This window comes from Rossellomorea sp. DUT-2, assembly GCF_052665285.1.
Genome location: NZ_JBQPEO010000002.1, coordinates 106689 through 127036, shown reverse-complemented (window position 1 = coordinate 127036; position 20348 = coordinate 106689). Strand labels below are relative to the sequence as shown.

Annotated in this window: 19 protein-coding genes and 2 riboswitches; of the genes, 13 read left to right on the top strand and 6 right to left on the bottom strand. The window is 40.5% G+C overall.

The genetic code is table 11. From position 1 onward, the window contains the following. The first annotated feature begins 36 nt into the window (after positions 1-36). Positions 37-465, top strand: a complete 429-nt coding sequence (locus ACOSV2_RS06210) for a DUF4395 domain-containing protein (protein ID WP_428974397.1) — start codon at positions 37-39, stop codon at positions 463-465. Between the two features lie 425 nt (positions 466-890). Continuing rightward, the gene (locus tag ACOSV2_RS06205; protein ID WP_428974396.1) at positions 891-2825 is read left to right on the top strand and encodes an endonuclease MutS2; all 1935 of its coding nucleotides are present in this window, start codon (positions 891-893) and stop codon (positions 2823-2825) included. A 71-nt stretch (positions 2826-2896) separates the two neighbouring features. Here ACOSV2_RS06205 and ACOSV2_RS06200 read toward each other — a convergent pair whose 3' ends face one another. After that, a complete protein-coding gene (locus tag ACOSV2_RS06200) occupies positions 2897-3625 on the bottom strand; it encodes a ZIP family metal transporter (RefSeq protein ID WP_428974395.1) in 729 nt (242 codons plus the stop codon). A gap of 136 nt (positions 3626-3761) precedes the next feature. On the opposite strand from ACOSV2_RS06200, the gene ACOSV2_RS06195 reads away from it, so the two are divergent. Next, on the top strand, positions 3762-4295 hold the full coding sequence (locus tag ACOSV2_RS06195) for a YhcN/YlaJ family sporulation lipoprotein (RefSeq protein ID WP_428974394.1): 534 nt from the start codon (positions 3762-3764) through the stop codon (positions 4293-4295). A gap of 131 nt (positions 4296-4426) precedes the next feature. Continuing rightward, on the top strand, positions 4427-5638 hold the full coding sequence (locus ACOSV2_RS06190) for an MFS transporter (RefSeq protein ID WP_428975072.1): 1212 nt from the start codon (positions 4427-4429) through the stop codon (positions 5636-5638). Positions 5639-6110: 472 nt separating this feature from the next. Here the strand turns inward: ACOSV2_RS06190 and ACOSV2_RS06185 are convergent, their stop codons facing one another. Beyond that, complete coding sequence (locus ACOSV2_RS06185) at positions 6111-7403, bottom strand: NCS2 family permease (RefSeq protein ID WP_428974393.1); 1293 nt, start codon at positions 7401-7403, stop codon at positions 6111-6113. 85 nt (positions 7404-7488) lie between these two features. Continuing rightward, positions 7489-7589: riboswitch (purine riboswitch) on the bottom strand. Between the two features lie 214 nt (positions 7590-7803). On the opposite strand from ACOSV2_RS06185, the gene ACOSV2_RS06180 reads away from it, so the two are divergent. Then, entirely contained in the window at positions 7804-8661 is an 858-nt protein-coding gene (locus tag ACOSV2_RS06180; RefSeq protein ID WP_428974392.1) for a CvfB family protein, read from the top strand. A 96-nt stretch (positions 8662-8757) separates the two neighbouring features. Here the strand turns inward: ACOSV2_RS06180 and ACOSV2_RS06175 are convergent, their stop codons facing one another. Both ACOSV2_RS06175 and ACOSV2_RS06170 read right to left on the bottom strand, forming a co-directional pair. Then, positions 8758-9978, bottom strand: coding sequence for an MFS transporter (locus tag ACOSV2_RS06175; RefSeq protein WP_428974391.1), 1221 nt, complete (start codon positions 9976-9978; stop codon positions 8758-8760). Between the two features lie 368 nt (positions 9979-10346). Then, the gene (locus tag ACOSV2_RS06170; protein WP_428974390.1) at positions 10347-11462 is read right to left on the bottom strand and encodes a glycosyltransferase; all 1116 of its coding nucleotides are present in this window, start codon (positions 11460-11462) and stop codon (positions 10347-10349) included. 200 nt (positions 11463-11662) lie between these two features. Between ACOSV2_RS06170 and ACOSV2_RS06165 the strand changes: the two genes are divergently transcribed. After that, on the top strand, positions 11663-13168 hold the full coding sequence (locus ACOSV2_RS06165) for a phytoene desaturase family protein (RefSeq protein WP_428974389.1): 1506 nt from the start codon (positions 11663-11665) through the stop codon (positions 13166-13168). Between the two features lie 48 nt (positions 13169-13216). Here the strand turns inward: ACOSV2_RS06165 and ACOSV2_RS06160 are convergent, their stop codons facing one another. Next, positions 13217-13375, bottom strand: a complete 159-nt coding sequence (locus ACOSV2_RS06160) for a hypothetical protein (protein ID WP_187443352.1) — start codon at positions 13373-13375, stop codon at positions 13217-13219. Positions 13376-13432: 57 nt separating this feature from the next. Beyond that, complete coding sequence (msrA, locus tag ACOSV2_RS06155) at positions 13433-13963, bottom strand: peptide-methionine (S)-S-oxide reductase MsrA (protein ID WP_428974388.1); 531 nt, start codon at positions 13961-13963, stop codon at positions 13433-13435. A gap of 223 nt (positions 13964-14186) precedes the next feature. Beyond that, a riboswitch (cobalamin riboswitch) is annotated at positions 14187-14385 on the top strand. 135 nt (positions 14386-14520) lie between these two features. Here msrA and ACOSV2_RS06150 point away from each other — a divergent pair. Genes ACOSV2_RS06150 through ACOSV2_RS06120 form a run of 7 tightly spaced genes read left to right on the top strand, consistent with a single transcriptional unit; the run spans position 14521 to position 20343 of the window. Then, positions 14521-15486 (top strand): ABC transporter substrate-binding protein, encoded by a 966-nt coding sequence (locus ACOSV2_RS06150; protein WP_428974387.1) that lies wholly within the window; start codon positions 14521-14523, stop codon positions 15484-15486. Continuing rightward, the gene (locus ACOSV2_RS06145; protein ID WP_428974386.1) at positions 15449-16507 is read left to right on the top strand and encodes a FecCD family ABC transporter permease; all 1059 of its coding nucleotides are present in this window, start codon (positions 15449-15451) and stop codon (positions 16505-16507) included. The genes ACOSV2_RS06150 and ACOSV2_RS06145 overlap by 38 nt, the downstream gene beginning before the upstream one ends. Continuing rightward, entirely contained in the window at positions 16504-17964 is a 1461-nt protein-coding gene (locus ACOSV2_RS06140) for an adenosylcobinamide amidohydrolase (RefSeq protein WP_428974385.1), read from the top strand. The genes ACOSV2_RS06145 and ACOSV2_RS06140 overlap by 4 nt, the downstream gene beginning before the upstream one ends. Positions 17965-18007: 43 nt before the next feature. Further along, a complete protein-coding gene (locus ACOSV2_RS06135; RefSeq protein WP_428974384.1) occupies positions 18008-18589 on the top strand; it encodes a bifunctional adenosylcobinamide kinase/adenosylcobinamide-phosphate guanylyltransferase in 582 nt (193 codons plus the stop codon). Next, positions 18576-19367, top strand: coding sequence for an adenosylcobinamide-GDP ribazoletransferase (locus ACOSV2_RS06130; RefSeq protein WP_428974383.1), 792 nt, complete (start codon positions 18576-18578; stop codon positions 19365-19367). The genes ACOSV2_RS06135 and ACOSV2_RS06130 overlap by 14 nt, the downstream gene beginning before the upstream one ends. Then, positions 19325-19954: a histidine phosphatase family protein gene (locus ACOSV2_RS06125; RefSeq protein WP_428974382.1), complete on the top strand. Its 630-nt coding sequence runs from the start codon at positions 19325-19327 to the stop codon at positions 19952-19954. The genes ACOSV2_RS06130 and ACOSV2_RS06125 overlap by 43 nt, the downstream gene beginning before the upstream one ends. Further along, positions 19906-20343 carry a bifunctional adenosylcobinamide kinase/adenosylcobinamide-phosphate guanylyltransferase gene (locus ACOSV2_RS06120; protein ID WP_428974381.1) on the top strand — a complete coding sequence of 146 codons (438 nt, stop codon included), beginning with the start codon at positions 19906-19908 and terminating at the stop codon, positions 20341-20343. The genes ACOSV2_RS06125 and ACOSV2_RS06120 overlap by 49 nt, the downstream gene beginning before the upstream one ends. The last annotated feature ends 5 nt before the right edge of the window (positions 20344-20348 follow it).

Here is a 20348-nt window from a genome sequence, read left to right as displayed (position 1 = left end):
TTACATAAATTCCAATCAGAAAGGTGGGAATTAAAAGTGGGTTCACCTTCACTCAATTCAATACCGAAACCTTTAGTTCAATTAAATCAGTGGTTCATCGTTTCTACTGTAGCCATTTCATGGGTGTTTCAAATAGAATTCTTCATATTGCTTCCATTAATGGTGGGGTTATCGGCTATGATATTTAAGTTCAATCCCGTCATAAAGGCAGGGAGGAAATTCTTAAAGAAAGAGCTTTCATCGTATCCTCCTGAAGACGCTGATCAGCAGCGATTTAACAACATGATTGCCGTGATTTGCTTAGGAGCAGCGATCATGAGTGCTCTGGCTGGATGGAGTACAGGATTCTACCTTTTCTCAGGAATGGTATTCCTAGCAGCGACCGTCGCGCTTGGGGGATTCTGTATCGGTTGTTTTATCCGTTTTCAATGGAAAAGGTTCCAATATAAAAGGTCTTTACAGTAGCCTATTGACAATGAATCTCATACATTGTAAACTATTCATGAATTTAATTAATGTATACAAAGGGAGTATGTTCTATGTTAGGTGTCGTTCTTAACTAACCGTGAAATGAATACGGACATTTTGCAGGCAATAGCCTTAAAAACAGGTTATTGAATAAGCTTATTTAGCTTTGCCTACAAAGTGTAGTTAAGAACAATGGTCATAGCATACTCAACCCTTTAATAGGAGAGCTGTGTCTTTGTGCACAGCTCTTTTTGTGTACATGAATCGGGAAATCTGTGAAGTCGTTTCTAGCTTCTGGTTATGAACGATTCACGTTTTACGTAGACACATGCGATTATTATTGGCAAGTCAGTATACGAGTGAGTAAGACCACAATGGACATTGTTCGTTGTGGTCTATTTTTTTATATGGAGGAGAAAACATTGAACGAAAAGACATTTCAAACATTAGAATTTAACAAAGTCAAGGAAGAACTGTCACGGTATGCCCTTACAGAAGAAGGGAAAAAGGAATTGATGAAAATAATGCCATCAATCAATAAACGCCAAATTGAAATGCGTTTAGGTGAAGTAGCGGAAGCCGTAAGAATCCTGGAGAAAAGTGCGAGTATACCGATTCATGCTTTGGATGGCGTGGAAAACATTGTAGCAAACCTGAATAAAGGGGTGCCATTGAAACCAGATCAATTTACCAGCCTCTATTATTTTCTGGATGCGTGTAAAAAAATTAAGAAATTCATGGAGGATAAACAGTGGGTGGCTCCAAGGGTATCTTCATATGTTTATTCGATTGAAGAGATCCCTGAAATTGGGGAAGAAATCAATCGATGCATCCGTAATGGGAGAGTGGACGATCACGCCAGTAAAGAGTTGTTAAGGATCAGAAAACAAATGGGGATTCAAGAGGATCGGTTAAAGGATAAAATTCAATCGATTGTAAAGTCAGCTAAATATAAATCATTCCTACAAGAATCGATTGTTAGTCAGAGAAATGGCAGGTATGTTCTCCCTATCAAGAAAGAATATAAAGGGAAAATGAAAGGGTCCGTTTTGGATTCATCTGCTTCAGGGTCGACTCTCTATATTGAGCCTGAGGAATTAAGCATTCAGCAAGATCAGCTTCTATACTATAAGCTTGAGGAAGATCGTGAAGTTGAGAACATCCTCTGGATGCTAACAGGGCTGGTTCAAACGTACGAACCACAATTAAAGCTGGCGATTGAAACGATGGTGCATTACGACGTCCTATTTGCAAAGGCTAAATATAGCCGCTCCATTGATGGTGTGAGCGCACTTGTAAATGAAAATCATCAAATACATTTAACAAATGCGGTTCATCCCCTGCTTGGAAAACAGGCAGTGCCATTATCCATTCAGATGGGTGAGGATTTTCATGCGTTAGTCATAACCGGCCCGAATACTGGAGGTAAAACAGTCGCCATTAAAACGGTGGGCCTACTCACCCTCATGACCCAATGCGGTCTTCATATTCCGGCAGAAAAGGGTAGTGAAGTCAGTATTTATCAAGATATTCTTTTAGATATTGGGGATGGTCAAAGCCTTCAGCAAAATTTAAGCACATTCAGCTCCCATATTAAAAATATTATCGATATATTAAAGAATACAAATGATCGAACCTTGGTTCTGTTAGATGAGCTTGGTTCCGGTACGGATCCCCTAGAAGGAATGGGGCTGGCCACAGCCATCCTGGATCAATTATATGAAAAAGGAGCCACGATACTCGCAACTACCCATTACAGTGAAATAAAGCATTTCGCAGAAGAGCATGAAGGCTTCGTGAACGGGAGTATGGAATTCAATATTGATACATTACAACCTACTTATAAGCTCATAGTGGGTAAGGGAGGCGATAGTCAAGCATTTGCCATTGCATTAAAGCTGGGAATGCACCCTGAAATCATTGAAAAAGCCCATGAAATTACGTATAGGGAAAAGAAATGCTATGACCTGGGAGAAATCGATTATCATGCCAAGAAGGAGTTGGAAAAGCAGGTTATCGTAAACAAATATAAAAAAAGGAACCATAGTAAATCTTCCTCAAAGGGGGAGAGTGGAGGTCCATTATTTAATAAAGGAGATAATGTTAAGATTTCAACGAGTGGAGAATTCGGGATTGTATACGAAGGACCTGATGATAGAGGTGATTACACCGTGCAAATTAAAAGTGAAAAAAGAATAATTAATCATAAACGTCTGGATCTTTATGTTTCGGCGAAAGAGCTATATCCTGATGGTTATGATTTTGATATTATTTTTAACAGTAAAGAAAACCGGAAAAAAGATAAGCTGATGGGAAAACGATTTGTTGAAGGTTTAACCATAGATCATGACGAATAAACAAAATAAACGTCCTTAAGCAATCGCTTAAGGACGTTTTTACGATACCAAAGGGATTAAAAGGAAATGGTTTACGACAAGTTTGTCAGTATATAAGAAAGTATGATACCTAATGAAGACAGAAATCCGACAATGGGACCTCCTTCTTCAAACGCCTCTGGCAGCATCGTAGAGGATACCATGGCTAATAATCCGCCTGCCCCGAACGCTCCGATTATGTAAGATATGCTCTCTGCCGCATCCTGTAAGAGTATATACCCGAGCAAGGAGCTAAGGGATGAGAGAACGACTACGCTTCCCCATAGGGTAAGAATTTTACTTGTACTATATTGATCAAGCTTGAAACCGATACTGCTTGATAATGATTCAGGTAAGTTACTGATGAAAATGGCGATGATAAACACCCATTGTATAGGTTGGTCTCCTATAAAGCTGACTCCAATAATGATGGATTCGGGTATTGCATCCATTATCGTTCCTACATAAATAGCTAATCCTGAGTGACCATGGGGATTCTTCTTTGACCTCTTTCTTTCACTTCCACCTTTCTTTGAAATGAAGATTTCGAAAAGAGTGAATAAGAGCGCCCCTAGTAAGAACATAGATGTGAGGTGGAGCAGGTCCGCTTTCCCTTCTGCATCACTTAGTAAATCAAAGGTGGCAGAACCTATGATCAACCCGGTTCCCAATGCCATGATATAAGCGACTATTCGTTTTGATATGTCCAAATAAATCCCCATAACAGCACCGATTAGGAGGGATAAACTAACAATCCCTCCCCATAAAGCAGCCTGGAACATTTCTCCACCTCCGTAAACATTCTACATAATGAGTTTTCCCTAATTGTGAGTGGAATTAAACGCTAAATCAGTCCTTGAATAGTTTTAAAGTGCTGTGGGGATAGTAAGGATGAATAATAATTAGGAGGTAGTAAATTTGAAAAAATATCTATTGATATCCCTATTGGGATTAATGTTCATGAGCATTGCAACAGGTTGCGGCATGGGGAATGACATGAATGAAGAAGGACAAGAAATGAATAACCGTAATTTGGAAAAAGTGAACTACAAAAACAATCAGGCTAATCGTGATTATGTGAATAATCGTGAGTATGTAAATGACGGAACAAGGAGAGAGAATTATTCACTGGCCGAAAAAGAGGCAAATAAAGTGGTCAGTCTTAATGAAGTAAAAAGCGCATATGTATTGACAACAGATCAAAACGCGTATGTAGCGGCGGTACTTGAAGATAATATGAATGGAAAGGTCTCAAAGGACCTGGAGAAAAAGATCTCGGATCAAGTGAAAAGTCAAAACGGAAATATAAATAATGTTTATATTTCAACTAATCCTGATTTCACTGATCGCATGAGGGATTATGCGAACAAAGCAGAGAATGGGAAACCGATTGAGGGTCTGGGAGAAGAAATTACTGATATGCTGAAACGAGTATTTCCGAACAGAGGATAATCCTAATGGTGAAAAGTCGAACATTGCTTCGGCTTTTTTTATTTGCCTGTAGGAAATGGACAGGGAATTCAGTATACTATTTAGAGTAACGAAATAATAGGGAGGAGTGACAATGTTTGACGCAACCTGCTGTGAAAACCCTGCCCAAACAGAATCCTACCATTTACGGTATTTTATTAGCCATCAGTTCCGGTCATTTTATCAATGATACGTTACAGGCAGTTGTTCCGGCCATGTTTCCGATCATTGAGAAGTCCTTGCAGTTGAGTTATACCCAAATTGGCTGGATCGCATTTGCGCTCAATATGACTTCTTCATTGTTGCAACCGGTATTCGGTTATTATGCGGATATACGATCAAAACCTTATCTACTTCCATTAGGAATGCTTTCAAGCTTAATCGGTTTAGTGGGCTTTGCATTATCCGGTCATTTTTTATGGATAATCTTATCTGTGTTATTCATCGGATTCGGCTCTGCCATCTTTCATCCCGAAGGTTCAAGGGTAGCATATATGGCAGCCGGAAACCGCAGGGGCCTGGCTCAATCGATTTATCAGGTAGGTGGGAATACCGGGCAGTCACTTGCCCCATTGATTACGGCCTTTATTTTTGTCCCATTCGGTCAAAAAGGGGCATTATGGTTTTCCATTGTAGCTATCCTGGGGGTCATTGTTTTATATCATGTATCTAATTGGTATTCGGAACAATTACGTTCGAATGAAAAGATGAACCGACATAACAAGACAAACGTGAAGAAAAATCCGATTCATCCAAGAATTAAGTGGGCAATGGTATTAGTGGTATTTTTAGTGTTTGCCCGTTCGTGGTACGGAGCCGGGTTATCCAATTACTATCAGTTTTATTTAATTGACGATTACGGTCTTTCCATTAAAGAAGCGCAAGCATATATTTTTGTATTTATGTTTGCGGGAGTACTGGGAACCTTCTTGGGAGGGCCGCTTTCAGACCGCTTTGGAAAAAGGAATATCATATTTTTTTCAATGTTGGGGGCTGCCCCGTTAACCCTTGCTTTACCTTACTTATCTTTAAGTATTGTTTATCCATTTATCTTTTGCATCGGGTTTATTTTGTCTTCAAGTTTTAGTGTAATCGTTGTGTATGCACAAGAGCTTTTGCCACAAAAAATTGGAATGGTGTCGGGACTAACCGTTGGACTTGCCTTTGGAATGGGAGCTGTAGGTGCAGTCATCTTCGGGGGACTCGCAGATCTATACACCATTCGTTTCGTCATGATACTTTGCAGCTTTCTCCCACTACTGGGGATGATGACGTTTCTGCTTCCTTCCGACGAAAAGGTGAGAAGTTTTCATAAACTTCCATAGAAAAAAAGAGAGTGATTGCAAAGGTGATAATCAGGCAATCACTCTCTCTTTTTAAAGGGATCTTTTCGCAAAGATTGTTGTTTTCTAAAATAAAATATGCCAAGGCTCTGTCAACCAGTTTATGCTGGATGGTGAGGGGAACTGCTCCGCTTGCAGCTATCGTTCGACCGAGCCTCCTCAGCTTAGACGAACGGGGTATCGGCACGCCCAAAATCCGCCGGAGTCTGCGCAGTTCCCCTCACCATCTTTAACAGGATCTTTGTGACAGAGCTTCAAGGTGTACCAGAAGTAATTCATCTTCCTAACACAATCAATCTTTACTTACCTTAAATGAAATTGTTTGTTAAAAAGCTTGTGTTAATTGTTTTCGATTAAGGATACATCCTCAGAATGTTGATTGGAGCATCCTGGAGCGGAAATCAACTACTGCTTTCTCCTCTACAATAGCAACAAAAATTTACGACATGAGCTTTTAAGAAAAAGCAAAGTAAACAATGAATAATGCACAAAGGATGTACATGATTGGATGAACGTCTTTCCATTTTTTTAACGAGATCATCGCTAATGGATAAAGGACAAACCCTAAGGCAATCCCGGTTGCAACACTGAAGGTTAAGGGCATCATAATGATTGTTACAAAAGTAGGAATGACGATTTCCAAACGACTCCAGTTAATATGCCTCACTTCAGTAGCCATTAAAGCACCGACTATAATCAATGCCGGGGCTGTCACCTCAGGAGTAATAACAGATAATATTGGTGAAAAGAAGAGAGCAATAGAGAAACAGAATGCAATCACTATAGAAGTGAATCCCGTTCTGCCTCCAACGGCTACTCCTGCAGAGGATTCTACAAATGAGGCTGTCGTTGAAGTCCCAAAGATCGCTCCTGCCACTCCTGAAGCGGAATCAGCTAACAAAGCTCTACCTGCATTCGGAATCTTATTATCTTTCATTATACCCGCTTGACTGGCAACAGCAATCAATGCCCCTGCAGTGTCAAAGAATGCTACAAATAGGAATGTGAAGATCACCGCCATAATTTCAAGGGTGAAAATGTCACCTAAATGAGTAAAAACAACTCCAAATGTAGGCTCTAAACTAGGAACCTTGCCAATAATTGAGTGTGGCACGTCGATCTTCCCACTAACCATACCAAGGACGGTGGTTGCGACCATTCCGTAAAATATTCCGCCTCGAATGCCTCTAACTAACATCATCAATGTAATGACGAACCCGAAGACTGCAAGAAGTGTAGTGGGAGAAGAAAGATTTCCGATTGAGACAAAGGTTTCTGGATTGGCAACCACAAGTCCGGCATTTTTAAAACCTATAAACGCTACGAAGAATCCAATTCCACCTGCAATCGCATACTTTAAATCCTGTGGAATGACATTGATGATTTTCTCGCGTATTTTCATGACACTTAAGATCATAAAGATGATGCCTGCAACAAATACTCCTGTCAGTGCAATTTCCCAAGGAACGCCCATTCCTATGCAAACTGAAAAGGTGAAGAAAGAGTTAAGTCCCATGCTGGGGGCAATACCTATCGGGAAGTTTGCAAGTATCCCAATTAAAAGGGAACCTACAATCGCCGACAGGGCAGTAGCTGTAAATAAAGCGCCTTTATCCATCCCCGCCTGACTTAGAATGATTGGATTGACGACAAGAATATAGGCCATTGAAAGGAAGGTCGTTACCCCTGCTAAAGTTTCTTTTCTATAAGTTGTTTCTCTTTCAGCAAATTGAAAGAATGTTTTCATGTATTATAACCCTCCAAGAAGATAAAATAAAAAAACTCTGGTTCAAAAGCAACCAGAGTTATATCTACAGGATAAAATAATTGTTAAAGAATTACTTTATTCTTGTAGACAAGCCATTTAAGGTAGCTGGTAGAAACGTTCAAGCCGTATTCTTGAACTTATACAAGGTGTATGAGATTTTGTTATAATTGAATTAGAAGCATCATATCAAGTCACTTTCATCAGGTCAATGGAAGCAATAAATATTCATGAATTCATTATTTTCTAAATTGGTGGTTTATTATTAAAATCGCCTCATGGACTATACATAACCATTGAAAAAAGCTATATTTAGTGAATACAAAACTTGAGTAGAGAGAACTTAAGTTAATACTTAAATGAAATAGGAGGAAATAGAATAATGTCTTCTTTAAAACCAGGTACGGTAGTGGATTTATTCGTTGATCATGAAGTACCTTATGGTTTCTTTCTAACGAATGAAATAGATCGTGTGCTATTGCACCATTCTGAGATAACAGAAGAAGTTCAAGAAGGAGATACTGTGAAGGTGTTTCTTTATCATGATAAGGATGTTCGCCTTACGGCCACAATGCGTATCCCTAAAGTACAAGTCGGTGCTTACGGATGGGCTGAAGTAGTGGATAAACGGGAGGATTTGGGCGTTTTCGTTAACATTGGCCTTCCTAAGGATATTTTAGTCTCAGCAGATGATCTTCCAAAATTCCTGGAACTTTGGCCAAACCCGGGTGATCAGTTGTTTTTAACACTTAATCGTGATAAGCAGGACCGCTTATACGGAAGATTAGCCACTGAAAATATCATTGAACAAGTCTCTAGAAGAGCATCTACAGAAATGATGAACGCAAAAGTGCAAGGACGAGTGTATCGGCTTCTTAGAGTCGGAACCTTCTTCCTATCCGAACAAGGATATCGGTGCTTCGTTCACGAGAATGAACGCAAAGCGGAGCCAAGACTGGGAGAGCTGGTTGAAGGGAGAGTAATCGACGTTAAGGATGATGGGAACTTAAATGTTTCGTTCTTACCGTTAAAGCAGGACAAAATGCTGGACGATGCGGAGGTCATTCTTGAGTATCTTGCAGAAAGAAATGGAGCTATTCCTTTTTGGGATAAGAGCCAACCGGATGAAATTAAAGATCGCTTTAATATGAGCAAAGCTTCCTTTAAACGGGCTCTTGGAAAACTCATGAAGGAAGACCGGGTTTATCAAGAAGAGGGCTGGACATACTTGAAAAAGTAATGAAAATAGCGAGGAGGCTCCCCCTGAGAGAGTGGACCCTCCCTATCCTTAAACATATAAAAGAGTGCTGACCATGACTGTCAGCACTCTTTTGTATTATGATTCTATTTGTCTCACATTTTGCTGGCCTTTCTGTATACTTACGGATTTAATAGGCAGGAGCGTGCCGATAAATGCGATGAAAGCACATCCGATCAATACAGATGAATATCCTGTCACTGCCATAATGGACAACACTCCGAACACCATAAGGTCCAGGCCAGAATCTACAATCGATAGCAAGGAGATGGTTGTTGCCCTGATCCCGGATGGAATCAAATCATTGCTTAATTGAGCGTATATCGGATAACGGATGGCTCGAACGAGTCTTAATACGAAAAAAGATCCCAGCACGATCCATAATGATGAACCAAATAAAGCGGATAATAGTAAACCTATTACGGCTAACAAACCAGATACACTCATCAGCTTCACCCTCGAAACCCTTTCAGTCATCCATCCGATGGAATTAGAAGCGAAATAACCGATGACTGCCGAAATCGCATAAAAAACACCAATTAAATAAACAGGCAATCCAGCCTCCTTCATCAATGGCTGATCAAAGTATTGATAAACAGCTCCTGCTGGAATGAAGACCAATGTTACGTTTAGAAACATCAGCAAAAGCTCCGGTGCTTGACGAATCACTCGCAGACCACTTTTAAGTTGAGAAAAAGGATTCTCTTTTGTGAAGGAGTCCATAGAGGGCTGCTTAATTTTAAGGACGAAGAATACCTCTATTAAATGAAATGCCAAGCCTAAGATAATAAGTAGATTAAATTGGCTGTCAGCTAAATCTTGAGCTAAATAAGAACCGAATATAACCGCAATCAACATACTGATAAAAGTAGCAGATTGAATTTTTCCCATTGCATGATCCATGCGATTTTCTTCATTGGATTCTTTGAGAGAGTCATAGATAAGTGCCTCATCCGCCCCGGAAAAAAAAGTCACGCTAAACCCATTTATAAAGCTGTATAAGAAAAACAACCAAGGCTCATAGGCAAATAAAAGAAGCGCAATACTTAGGATCTTAAGCACAGATCCAAATAAAAAGGAATACTTTGCCCCAAACCGATCAGCAAACATTCCGGTTGGAACTTCTCCAATTAAAACAGCTCCACTCCAAAACATGAGTAGAATCAAAATTTGAGAAGAAGTTAATCCTCTCTCAAAATAGAATAAAGTCAAGACTGGTTGAAGAAAACTGATCGTACCAAAAAAAGAAATCCAAAATAGCATCCGTATATTATGGGATGCAATCGTTCGTTTGTTCATATATGTCTCCTACTTCCTGTTATTGTACTATTTGTCCCGGAAGAAGGAGCGTCGTTTCATGTATATGGAACTTAAACGTTCACTCCTCCTTGAAATGGTGAAAGTGTTTTGAACGTTTTTTGCATGTTATTTCCTCCTCATTATTGATGCCATAAGTTTAGCATAATGATGAGAAAAAGAAGAGACTTATTTGTTCGACAAATATCTGCATAGTGGGTAAATGAAAGAAGGAGGGAACTACAAGAGGGAACCGAGCAAATCAGGTGATGTATGGCTATTGAAGTGGAGGACTTCCTCGGTTCTTATCATTAAAATGGTCTAATTTTTAAAAATTTATTCACTATTTGTAAAATGGTTCGAATGGATGATCATTTCATCTTTTCATCCTTCCCTTTCTCTATATAAACGTATCGATCCTTCCACTTTGTGTCTTTCGTAAAAAACGTTGTAAACACCGAGTGGGAAAAGGTCATCACGAAAAATAGAATATGGACTGGAAATAGGAGCGTTTCAAAAATGGTGAAATTTCCAATCCTACTAAGGATGAAATACAAGTAAACACTTAAAAACAAGTACTGAAACAAATAAATATAGGGGTCTGTCCATACCATTACCGGCGAATGTATAACAAAAGAAGTGAGAGAGGTAATCCACAAAGAAGATAATCCCAAAAGGATGATGTTTGTGGATTTTGCCCCGGAAGCGAAACTCTTCGACCACCCGTGGAATAACTCGCTTAACCCGTTCCCATACATTCTCATGGATATGGCATTGCTTCCGCTGACTGCTTCTACTAATTCTCCACACTTTTTTGCACGTTGACTTAAAGCAAAATGCTCCACCATATTTCCTTTGATTGCTTCGTGCCCACCGATTCGCCGATATACATCTCTTGAACACAGGAAGCACTGGCCAAACCCACCCGAAGGTTTGACCAACCCTGAAAGGAGATGGGTGACACTTGTTGCGGCGAATACGATTAAATGAAACATCATGGATAATGTTTCATATCCATTATTCATCTTATGATAGGGATGAATGCTCAGAACCCCCTGACATTGCTGTCGTTGATAAGTCTCGCATATTCTAAGAAGTCCTGCTTGCTCGAACCATGTATCTGAGTCAACAAACAGTAAGAATTCCCCCTTTGAAGCTTCCGCCCCATTCCAACAAGCCCAAGACTTTCCGTTCCATCCATTTGGAAGAGGAGGAGTATCTATGACTGTTGCTCCAAATTCTTCGGCTATAGCCTTCGTCCGATCCTTCGATCCATCATTTACAACGATCACTTCAACCGGCTGAATAAATTGCTTCTGAATACTTGATAATAGATTTCCAATCGTCTGTTCTTCATTTCTGGCAGGAATGATGATGGAGCATTTTTTTACGAGAAAACTATTCCTTACATGAATGGACTTTTTGACTGTAGGGATTCTAGTAAAAAGGAAAACGGTAAGTATAACAGATCCTAACCAAATATACATTTTTTCACCCTCAAATCTTTTGATTATTATCGACATTTTAACCATTTTCGGTAAAGGTGATACCTTCATTCATCAGTATTGGATGTTTTGTGTGAATAATTTCATGCCTAATTTGTTTGAAGTCGGACAAAATGGACACAATGAATGGCTGAATAGTCTATTCATTCGAATACGATCTTTCTCGTAAGGAGGAAATGAAAATGAAAAAGAAAGTAATCATCGTTGGTGGCGGCCTGGGTGGTATGTCAACAGCCATCCGTCTTGCCTCAGAAGGATATGACGTTACAATTATCGAAAAAGGGGAAAGACTTGGCGGGAAATTAAACAAAAGAGAAGGGAAAGGCTTTTCTTTCGATACAGGACCATCGATTCTTACGATGCCGTGGGTTCTGGAAAAAGTCTTTGCTCATGCAAGCCGTGATCTGAATGATTATGTGGATATTATCAGAGTGGAACCGGGCTGGAGGACATTTTTTGAAGACGGAAAGGTCCTGGATGTATCTTCGGACCTTCCAACGATGTTAGAAGAAATGAAAAAGACATCCACGGAGGATGCGAATAATTTCTTTAACTATTTAGGCTACTGTGGAAAAATGTATGAGCTCACAATGAAAAGCTTCTATAAAAAGAGCATCAATGGCTTGCAGGACCTACGCACCATGCACCCGGTCAAAGAATTACTGCAAATGGATCCGATAAAATCCATGGATGCTGCAAATCGTAAATTCATTAAAGACAAGCATTTGCAGCAGCTGTTTAATTTCCTGATCATGTACGTCGGTTCGTCACCTTACCATGCACCAGCCATCATGTCACAGCTTACATATGTTCAGCTGGGGCTCGGAGTCCATTACGTAAAAGGCGGAATGTATAAAATTGCAGAGGCAATGGCCAAGGTGTTGGAGGAACTCGATGTAGAGATCCGCTTAAATTGTGAAGTTGAAGATATTCTCACCACAGGCAGCCGTGCTGAAGGAATACGTACGAAAATAGGGGAAGAGCTGACGGCGGACATCGTTGTATCGAATTTAGAGGCCATCCCTTGCTACAAATCCCTTTTGGCTGATTATCATGAATCTCCTAAGGAAGTAGAGGAACTAAGCAAGTATGCCCCTACGGTTTCAGGATTGGTTCTGCTGCTTGGGGTAGACCGTAAATATGATCATCTTGCTCACCATAACTTCTTTTTCAGTAAGGATCCTAAAAAAGAATTCAGGCAAATCTTCGATGAGAATAAGCTGGCTGATGATCCGACGATTTATATTGGTATCTCGTCGAAATCGGATCCCACACAGGCTCCTGAAGGAAAAGAAAACCTGTTTGTGTTGACACATGTGCCACCTTTAAAAGAGGGTGAGGATTGGACTCAATACAAAGAATCATATCGACTCAAAGTGCTGGATAAGCTGGAGAAAATGGGCGTAACCAATTTAAGGGATCATATTGAATACGAATATACCTTCACTCCTAACGACCTTCAGACCCTTTATGGGGCGAATGGTGGTTCAATCTATGGGACTGTCACAGACCGAAAGCTTAATGGAGGCTTCAAGATTCCGAATAAGAGCAGAGTGCTTTCTAATATGTACTTTGTGGGAGGTTCAACCCATCCAGGTGGAGGTGTGCCGATGGTCTCACTTTCAGGACAACTGACAGCGGAACTCATCCTTAATGAGCAAGTGAAGGTGAATCGATTCATTGGTTAATATGAAAAGGTGAAGGTTACATTTATATAATCTTCACCTTTTATGTTTTTACTGCTTTTCTGAAGAATGATTATCTACCGTATCCGAGTTATTTACATTCTCTTCATCTTCATCAGGATAGGGGTCAAAGAAATTGACGACTTTCCCTGGGCCTTCAAACCCGATAACCTGCTCTTTATCTTCTGTGTTTTTCTCGTTTTTCTTCATACAAAAAACTCCTTCCTGCCATTAGTTTGGCGAAAGGAGTTTTTTTCATCCCACTATTTAGTTCTTCCAATGATTATCTATAAATTGATCGCGACCTGATTTTGCCCGGTCTTGTTTATATTCATCTGGATTTTTCTTGTAAAATTTTTGATGGTATTCTTCTGCCGGATAGAAAGTGGAAGCAGGAAGGATGTTTGTGACGATAGGCTTCTTGAATCGTCCACTGTCTGCTATTTCGTTCTTTGTGTTTTCAGCTAATTGTTTTTGGTGTTCATTATGATAGAAAATAGCTGTCCGGTATTGATCCCCTCGGTCATGGAATTGTCCGCCATCATCTGTTGGATCAATCTGTGGCCAGTATAGCTCTAATAATCTTTCATAAGGGAATACATCAGGATTAAATGTGATTTGCACAGCTTCGTAATGTCCACTATTTCCTGCTTTTATATCTTGATATGTTGGGTTTTCAAGGTGGCCCCCTGAGTAACCTGACACGACATCAATTATTCCCGGTAATTCATCAAATGGCTTTACCATGCACCAAAAACAACCACCTGCAAAAGTAGCGATTTCTTTTTTTTCTTTCATTGCTGAACCTCCTGTACCATATGTGCTCCTCTAAAGCAGTAAAGCGATTGCTTGAAAAAGATTTTATCACGAAAGAATGGGGGGGACAATCTATTAGCTCGAAAGGTTGCAACGGGAAAAGCTTCGAAAAGAAGTATTCCTGCTATTTTCAGCAAAGTTTATCAAATTTCATTCACTAACCTTAGAATCTTGTGTATAATTCTGTTGAACGGAAAAATTACATACGATATGAGATTAGGTGAAGCGGAAGTTTCGGTAGCAAACTTTTTAGCTTCATAATAGGGAAGTTGGTGTAATTCCAACGCGGTCCCGCCACTGTAAATGGAAGTGAGCTGTATGAATACCACTGTACCAATAGGTATGGGAAGGTGCAGCAAACATTGACCATGAGCCAGGAGACCTGCCTAATGTCTTTCGCACCAAATCTACGCGGATAGAAGGGTGTAATGTGCATGTTTAACGGTTTAAAGCCTTTTTATGCATCTTACACAACATCTCTAGTCCCACTGGAGATGTTTTTTTGTCTGGAAATAAGTTCATTCACAGGAGGAAAACGTATGAAACACACATTCAAAATTATTCTTGCTCTAATAGTATCTCTAGGACTCCTTTCAGCTTGCGGTACTGACAATGAAAATGTAGAAAAGAATAAAGATAGCGGTGAAGTGGGCCAGGGACAATCTGCTTTTCCTTTGTCAGTAAACGACGCCCTGAATAATAAAGTCACGATGGATGAGCAACCTAAGCATATTGTTTCATTGATTCCGAGCAACACAGAAATCTTATTCGAGTTAGGGTTGAATAAGGAAATCGTAGGGGTTTCAGATTTTGATAATTATCCAAAAGAAGCGGCGGAGAAAGAAAAAATAGGTGGAATGGAATTTAACGTTGAGAAGATTATCAGTCTGAATCCGGATTTGGTTCTTGCTCATGAGTCCACTGCTGTGTCGGCAGAAGAAGGGTTAGAACAGCTTCGAGGTGCAGGGGTAAAGGTCTATATCGTACGTGATGCCAATAGCTTTGAGGAAGTGTACACCACGATGGAAAACATCGGCACATTGGTCGGCAAGAAAGATGAATCTGAGTCCGTCATTTCTGAGATGAAAGCGGATCTTGAATCCATTAAGGAAAAAGTCAGTGGTGTATCTGAAAAGAAAAAAGTGTATGTAGAGGTTTCACCTTCCCCTGACATATATTCGACAGGAAAAAATACTTTTATTGATCAAATGCTCTCACTGGTAAATGCCGAAAATGTGATGAGTGATCAGAAGGGATGGGTCCAAGTAAATCAAGAAGCGGTCATCGCTTCAAATCCTGACGTCATCATTACAACCTATGGTTTTTATAGTGAAAATCCTAAAGAACAAGTGATGGGCCGAGAAGGTTGGAAAGATGTAACCGCTGTGAAAAATGAAGATGTCCATGACGTTCATTCAGATCTGGTCACACGTACTGGTCCGAGATTAGTTGAAGGAGTAGAGGAAATTGCAAAGTCGATCTATCCGGAGTTATTTGCAGAATAAAATATGGATAACATACGGGTTGGCTGTATCGTTTTTACTATTCGCCATTCTCGCCGGTATATCGATTGGAACCGTCTCTGTCCCGCCAAAGGATATTCTGTTCATCGTTGGAGCTAAATGGTTTGGATACCCTTTACCGGAAGAAACTGATCCAATGTTTGCAAATATAGTGTATGCCATAAGATTGCCCAGAGTATTATTGGCATTATTGGTTGGAAGTTCCTTAGCAATTGCAGGAGCTTCCTTTCAAGGACTATTGCGCAACCCGCTTTCTGATCCATATACATTGGGTGTGTCTTCAGGAGCATCGGTCGGCGCTGTTATTACATTGTTCTTTAACTGGAGCATTCCGTTCATTGGGAAGTTTACGCTTCCCTTTCTCAGTATCCTTTGTTCGATTATAACCGTGTTCCTCGTATTATGGTTTGCACAGAAGGTTGAAAGAACCATGAAGGTAGAAACCATCATATTAACCGGAATCATTTTCAGCTCTTTTTTAGGTTCTCTTATATCCTTAATGATTGCCCTGACGGGAGAAGAATTAAGGCAGATCATAGGTTGGCTTCTTGGAAGTGTATCCATGAGAGGGTGGGATTACATTACGATTATATTGCCCTTTTTCTTAATTGGAGTGATCGTTTTGTTTCTCAATGGCAAGGAACTGAATGGCATGAGCTTTGGTGAAGAACAAGCCCATCATATCGGGATATCCGTACAAAAGAGAAAACTCCTCATCTTAATTGCAGGAAGTATACTGACGGGGGCGGCTGTTGCCGTTTCAGGTACAATTGGATTTGTAGGGCTTGTAATCCCTCATTTTCTAAGGAGGATGGTAGGGCATGACCATAGACACTTACTTCCTTTGTCCATCGTTGTAGGCGGGGGCTTTCTCGTGTTGGCCGACCTCATCTCAAGAACAATCATTGCACCAACCGAGCTTCCGATTGGAGTGATAACAGCTCTTATCGGTGCCCCGATGTTTGCTTATATTCTACTGAAGAAAAGAGGGCTTTCATCATGATAGATCTAAAAGGTGTCACAGTAGGATATAACGAGAAAATAATCGTGGAAGATATGAATTTTCATATAGATAAAGGAGAATTCTTTGGGATTCTTGGACCGAACGGAAGTGGAAAGACGACCTTGTTAAAAGCCATGACGGGTCTGCTTCCATTAATGGATGGAAGCATCAGATTAATAGGAAAAGAACTGCATCATTTTACTTCAAGGGATTTAGCCAAACAGATAGCGGTACTTCCTCAGATATCGACGGAATCCTTTTCGTATGAAGTGAGGGAGACGGTTATGCTTGGGAGATATGCTCACCAAAAAGGCTTTTTAAAAGGAACGACTGAACGGGATACAGAAATAGTAGAGAAGGTAATGGATCAAACGGGCATTACGTCCTTTCAGCACCGCTACCTCCATGAGTTGTCCGGGGGAGAACGCCAGAGGGTATTTCTTGCCCAGGCTCTCGCTCAGGAACCGCAAGTCCTGTTGCTTGATGAACCTACTAATCACCTTGATCTTTCGTATCAGAAATCATTGTTGGATTTAATTAAGAATCAAACGGTTCACGAAAAATTAACAGTTATCTCGATCTTCCATGACTTGAATTTAGCAAGTTTATACTGTGATCGCTTACTTCTCTTAGACAAAGGAAAAACGAAACTTCTTCACCACCCGGAAGAGGTTCTGAAAGAGAAGCATATCGAAGAGGTGTATCGTACGAAGGTTCAGAAACAAGCTCATCCTTTAGTGGCAAAACCTCAAATGGTCATTGTTCCTGAGGAGAGTGCGACCGAGGACTTTGTGTTAGATGAAAGCTTCCTGAACGTGAGGGAAGAATACATACATTTCTCTGCCCCTTACCCATTAAAATGTATGTCCTCAGGAATCGTTGGTGCAGGAATCGGATGGTACAGGCACTTTATCAACCGTAGAGTACCTGCAGATTATGACTGCTCAGATTATCAAGAGGATATGAAAGAATTTCTTGTTCATAAAGACCTGGATCCCTCATTTTCTGTAGGTATGATGACGGCTCTTCCTTTAAATAATATGGTATGCGATCGCTTCGATGTTCAGGGGCATTCAATATTCGTTGTGGTGACAGCTGGTGTCGGAAATGCGATTGATGTCTCAACAAGTTATCAATATGATATTGATTTAAGGCCAGGTACGATTAATACGTGGGTGTTCATAAATGGGAATCTGTCAGATGAAGCATATATAGAAGCCCTTGTAACCTCAACAGAAGCGAAAGTGAGGGCCCTTCACGACATGAATGTGAGGGACAGAAGAACAGGTCAGCTGGCAACCGGGACACCGACGGACAGTATTCTGATTTCCTCCAGTCAACAAGGTAAGCTGGAACCGTTTGCCGGGCCGATTACACCGATAGGGAAGTTGATTGGGCGAGGTGTGTATGAGGTAACGAAAAAAGCCATTCAACGCTATTTGGATCAAACAGAGTAGAACTAATTTAATGGCAGGGTGATTGAGGAGAGGGGGAATCGACTTGGGAATCCTATATTTTATAACCGGAGGGGTTAGAAGCGGCAAAAGCTCTTTTGCTGAAAAATGGGCAATAGAGAAGAAAAAGTCAAACGTTCCATTGGTCTATCTTGCTTGTGGAGTGAACACGGACAGGGAGATGGAGCAAAGAATCTCGAAACACCGGCAGGACCGGCAATCTTCTAAGGTGGAATGGACCACGATTGAGTGTCCCAATTCGATTGAAAGGATCATCAACCACATTCCTCAACACTCCGTTGTTCTGTTAGATTGCCTCACGACTCTTTTAACAAATGAGATGTATGGTAATAGAGAGGAGAAAGGTCAGAATATAGAAGAGAAAATCTATCAGTCTATCATACAGTTGCTAAATAAAGTTGATGTACTGCTCCTGGTTAGTAATGAATTGGTTTCTGACCTTCCAATTGATTCAACCGATATCCTTACTTTCCAGAAACGGCTTGGTGCATTGCATATAAGAATGGTGAAAAAAGCATGTGTGGCGATTGAAATGACGGCGGGAATCCCGGTTGTGAAAAAGAGGGGTCCGAATGAGGAAGGACGGTTTACACATGATCCTAATTAAGAGCTTTCTCCTTAACCTTCAGCTTTTTACTATTCTGCCGATCCGTAAAGAATTTTCCATAGGGAAAAGGGAAATGAAGTGGATGGTCCGGACATTTCCACTGCTAGGTTTATTTGTAGGTGTGTTTCTTTTAGGAGGATATGTTTTTCTGAATTCTCTTACCCACATAAGCCCTTTAGGAATAGCATTCTTTATTTGGGTAATGCCAATCGTATTAACGGGTGGTATCCATTTAGATGGCTATATGGATGCTAGCGATGCCTTTTTTTCCTATAGAGATAAGGAGAAGCGATTAGACATCATGAAAGACCCGAGGGTAGGTGCCTTTGGCGTTTTGTCACTGGTGGTATTGCTTTCTTCAAAGTTTTTCTTTATTTATGAAACCATCCTTCAAACCCATTCCACTATTTTTATTGTTATGATCCTTGTGTCCATTCCCTTTTTAAGTCGAATGATGATGGGGGCGAGTCTAATTCTTATCCCTGCAGCCCAGAAGTCCGGAATGGGATATGGTTTCAGTAAGAATATGACGGGTTATGATCTTATATGGATTGTTTCTGGTTTATTGCTGGGTGGAGTCGGCAGCTTCTTTTTAAATTGGTTTTATTTTTATGCTTTATTCACCATGGTGACGCTAGCTGTATTCTGGTTGGTTTATTCTAGATCCATCAAATGGTTTGGCGGTATGTCCGGCGATACAATCGGCGCCAGTGTAGAGGGAGTGGAGTTGTGTTTATGGATGACTATATGGTTATTGCATGTATCCGCCATGGTTTAACAGATGAAAATGAGCAGGGGAAATACCTCGGCTGGACCAATTCCAGTTTATCTCGAAAAGGAATCGAATTACTTAAAAGGCGAAATACTCTTTTTGAAGAGTATGAACGATGCTTTTCGAGTGATCTTAACCGCTGTTTAGAAACCGCTCATTTTCTGTTTCCTCATGCTCCATTGATCTCTTCATCCCTTTTAAGAGAGCTACACTTTGGAAGCTGGGAGGGTTTAACCTATGAGAGCTTAAAGGAAGACGATATATATCAAGAATGGATATTGGACCCATCCATTTCTCCACCTAATGGGGAAGGGATGAGTCAATTTGGAAAACGAGTCGAGCTAGCCTGGGCACAAATCATAAAACAGATAGAAGAGCACAACGGGAAGCGGTACGCCGTTATTACTCATGGTGGAGTCATTCGACATCTATTAACGTCGTTATCTCCCAGAAATGTTCACAGAGCGTTTTGGGAATGGGAGGTCAACCATGGGGAAGGGTATGAATTGGTATGGAAGACAGAAAATGATTGGAGGAATCAAACATGTACTTCGTTACGGGAGGTTCCTTTAATGGGAAAAGCAGATGGGTGAAAATCCATTTTAATCTTAAAGAAACGGATACAACCTGGATTCCATTATTTAATGGAAAAAGGATTCAATTGGATGAGATCAACTTTTCAAACTCTGTCATTGTAATTGAGGGGCTTGAGTATGGAATTCGATCAACCATTTTAAATAATGATTCCGAAATAAGAAAGTCTTTTACCATTTTGATACAATCCTTAAAGCAGTGGGAAGAAGAAGACCCTGATCGCAGAGTGATCTGGATAGGTTCAGAAATCGGGAAAGGAATTGTCCCAATGGATAAGCTGTCCAGGGAGTGGCGGGATTTGACAGGTTGGGTTTATCAAGATCTGGCGGAAATGTCTCAGGAAGTTTGGCTGGTTTGGTACGGCCTTGCTACATCATTAAAAGGATAAAGGAG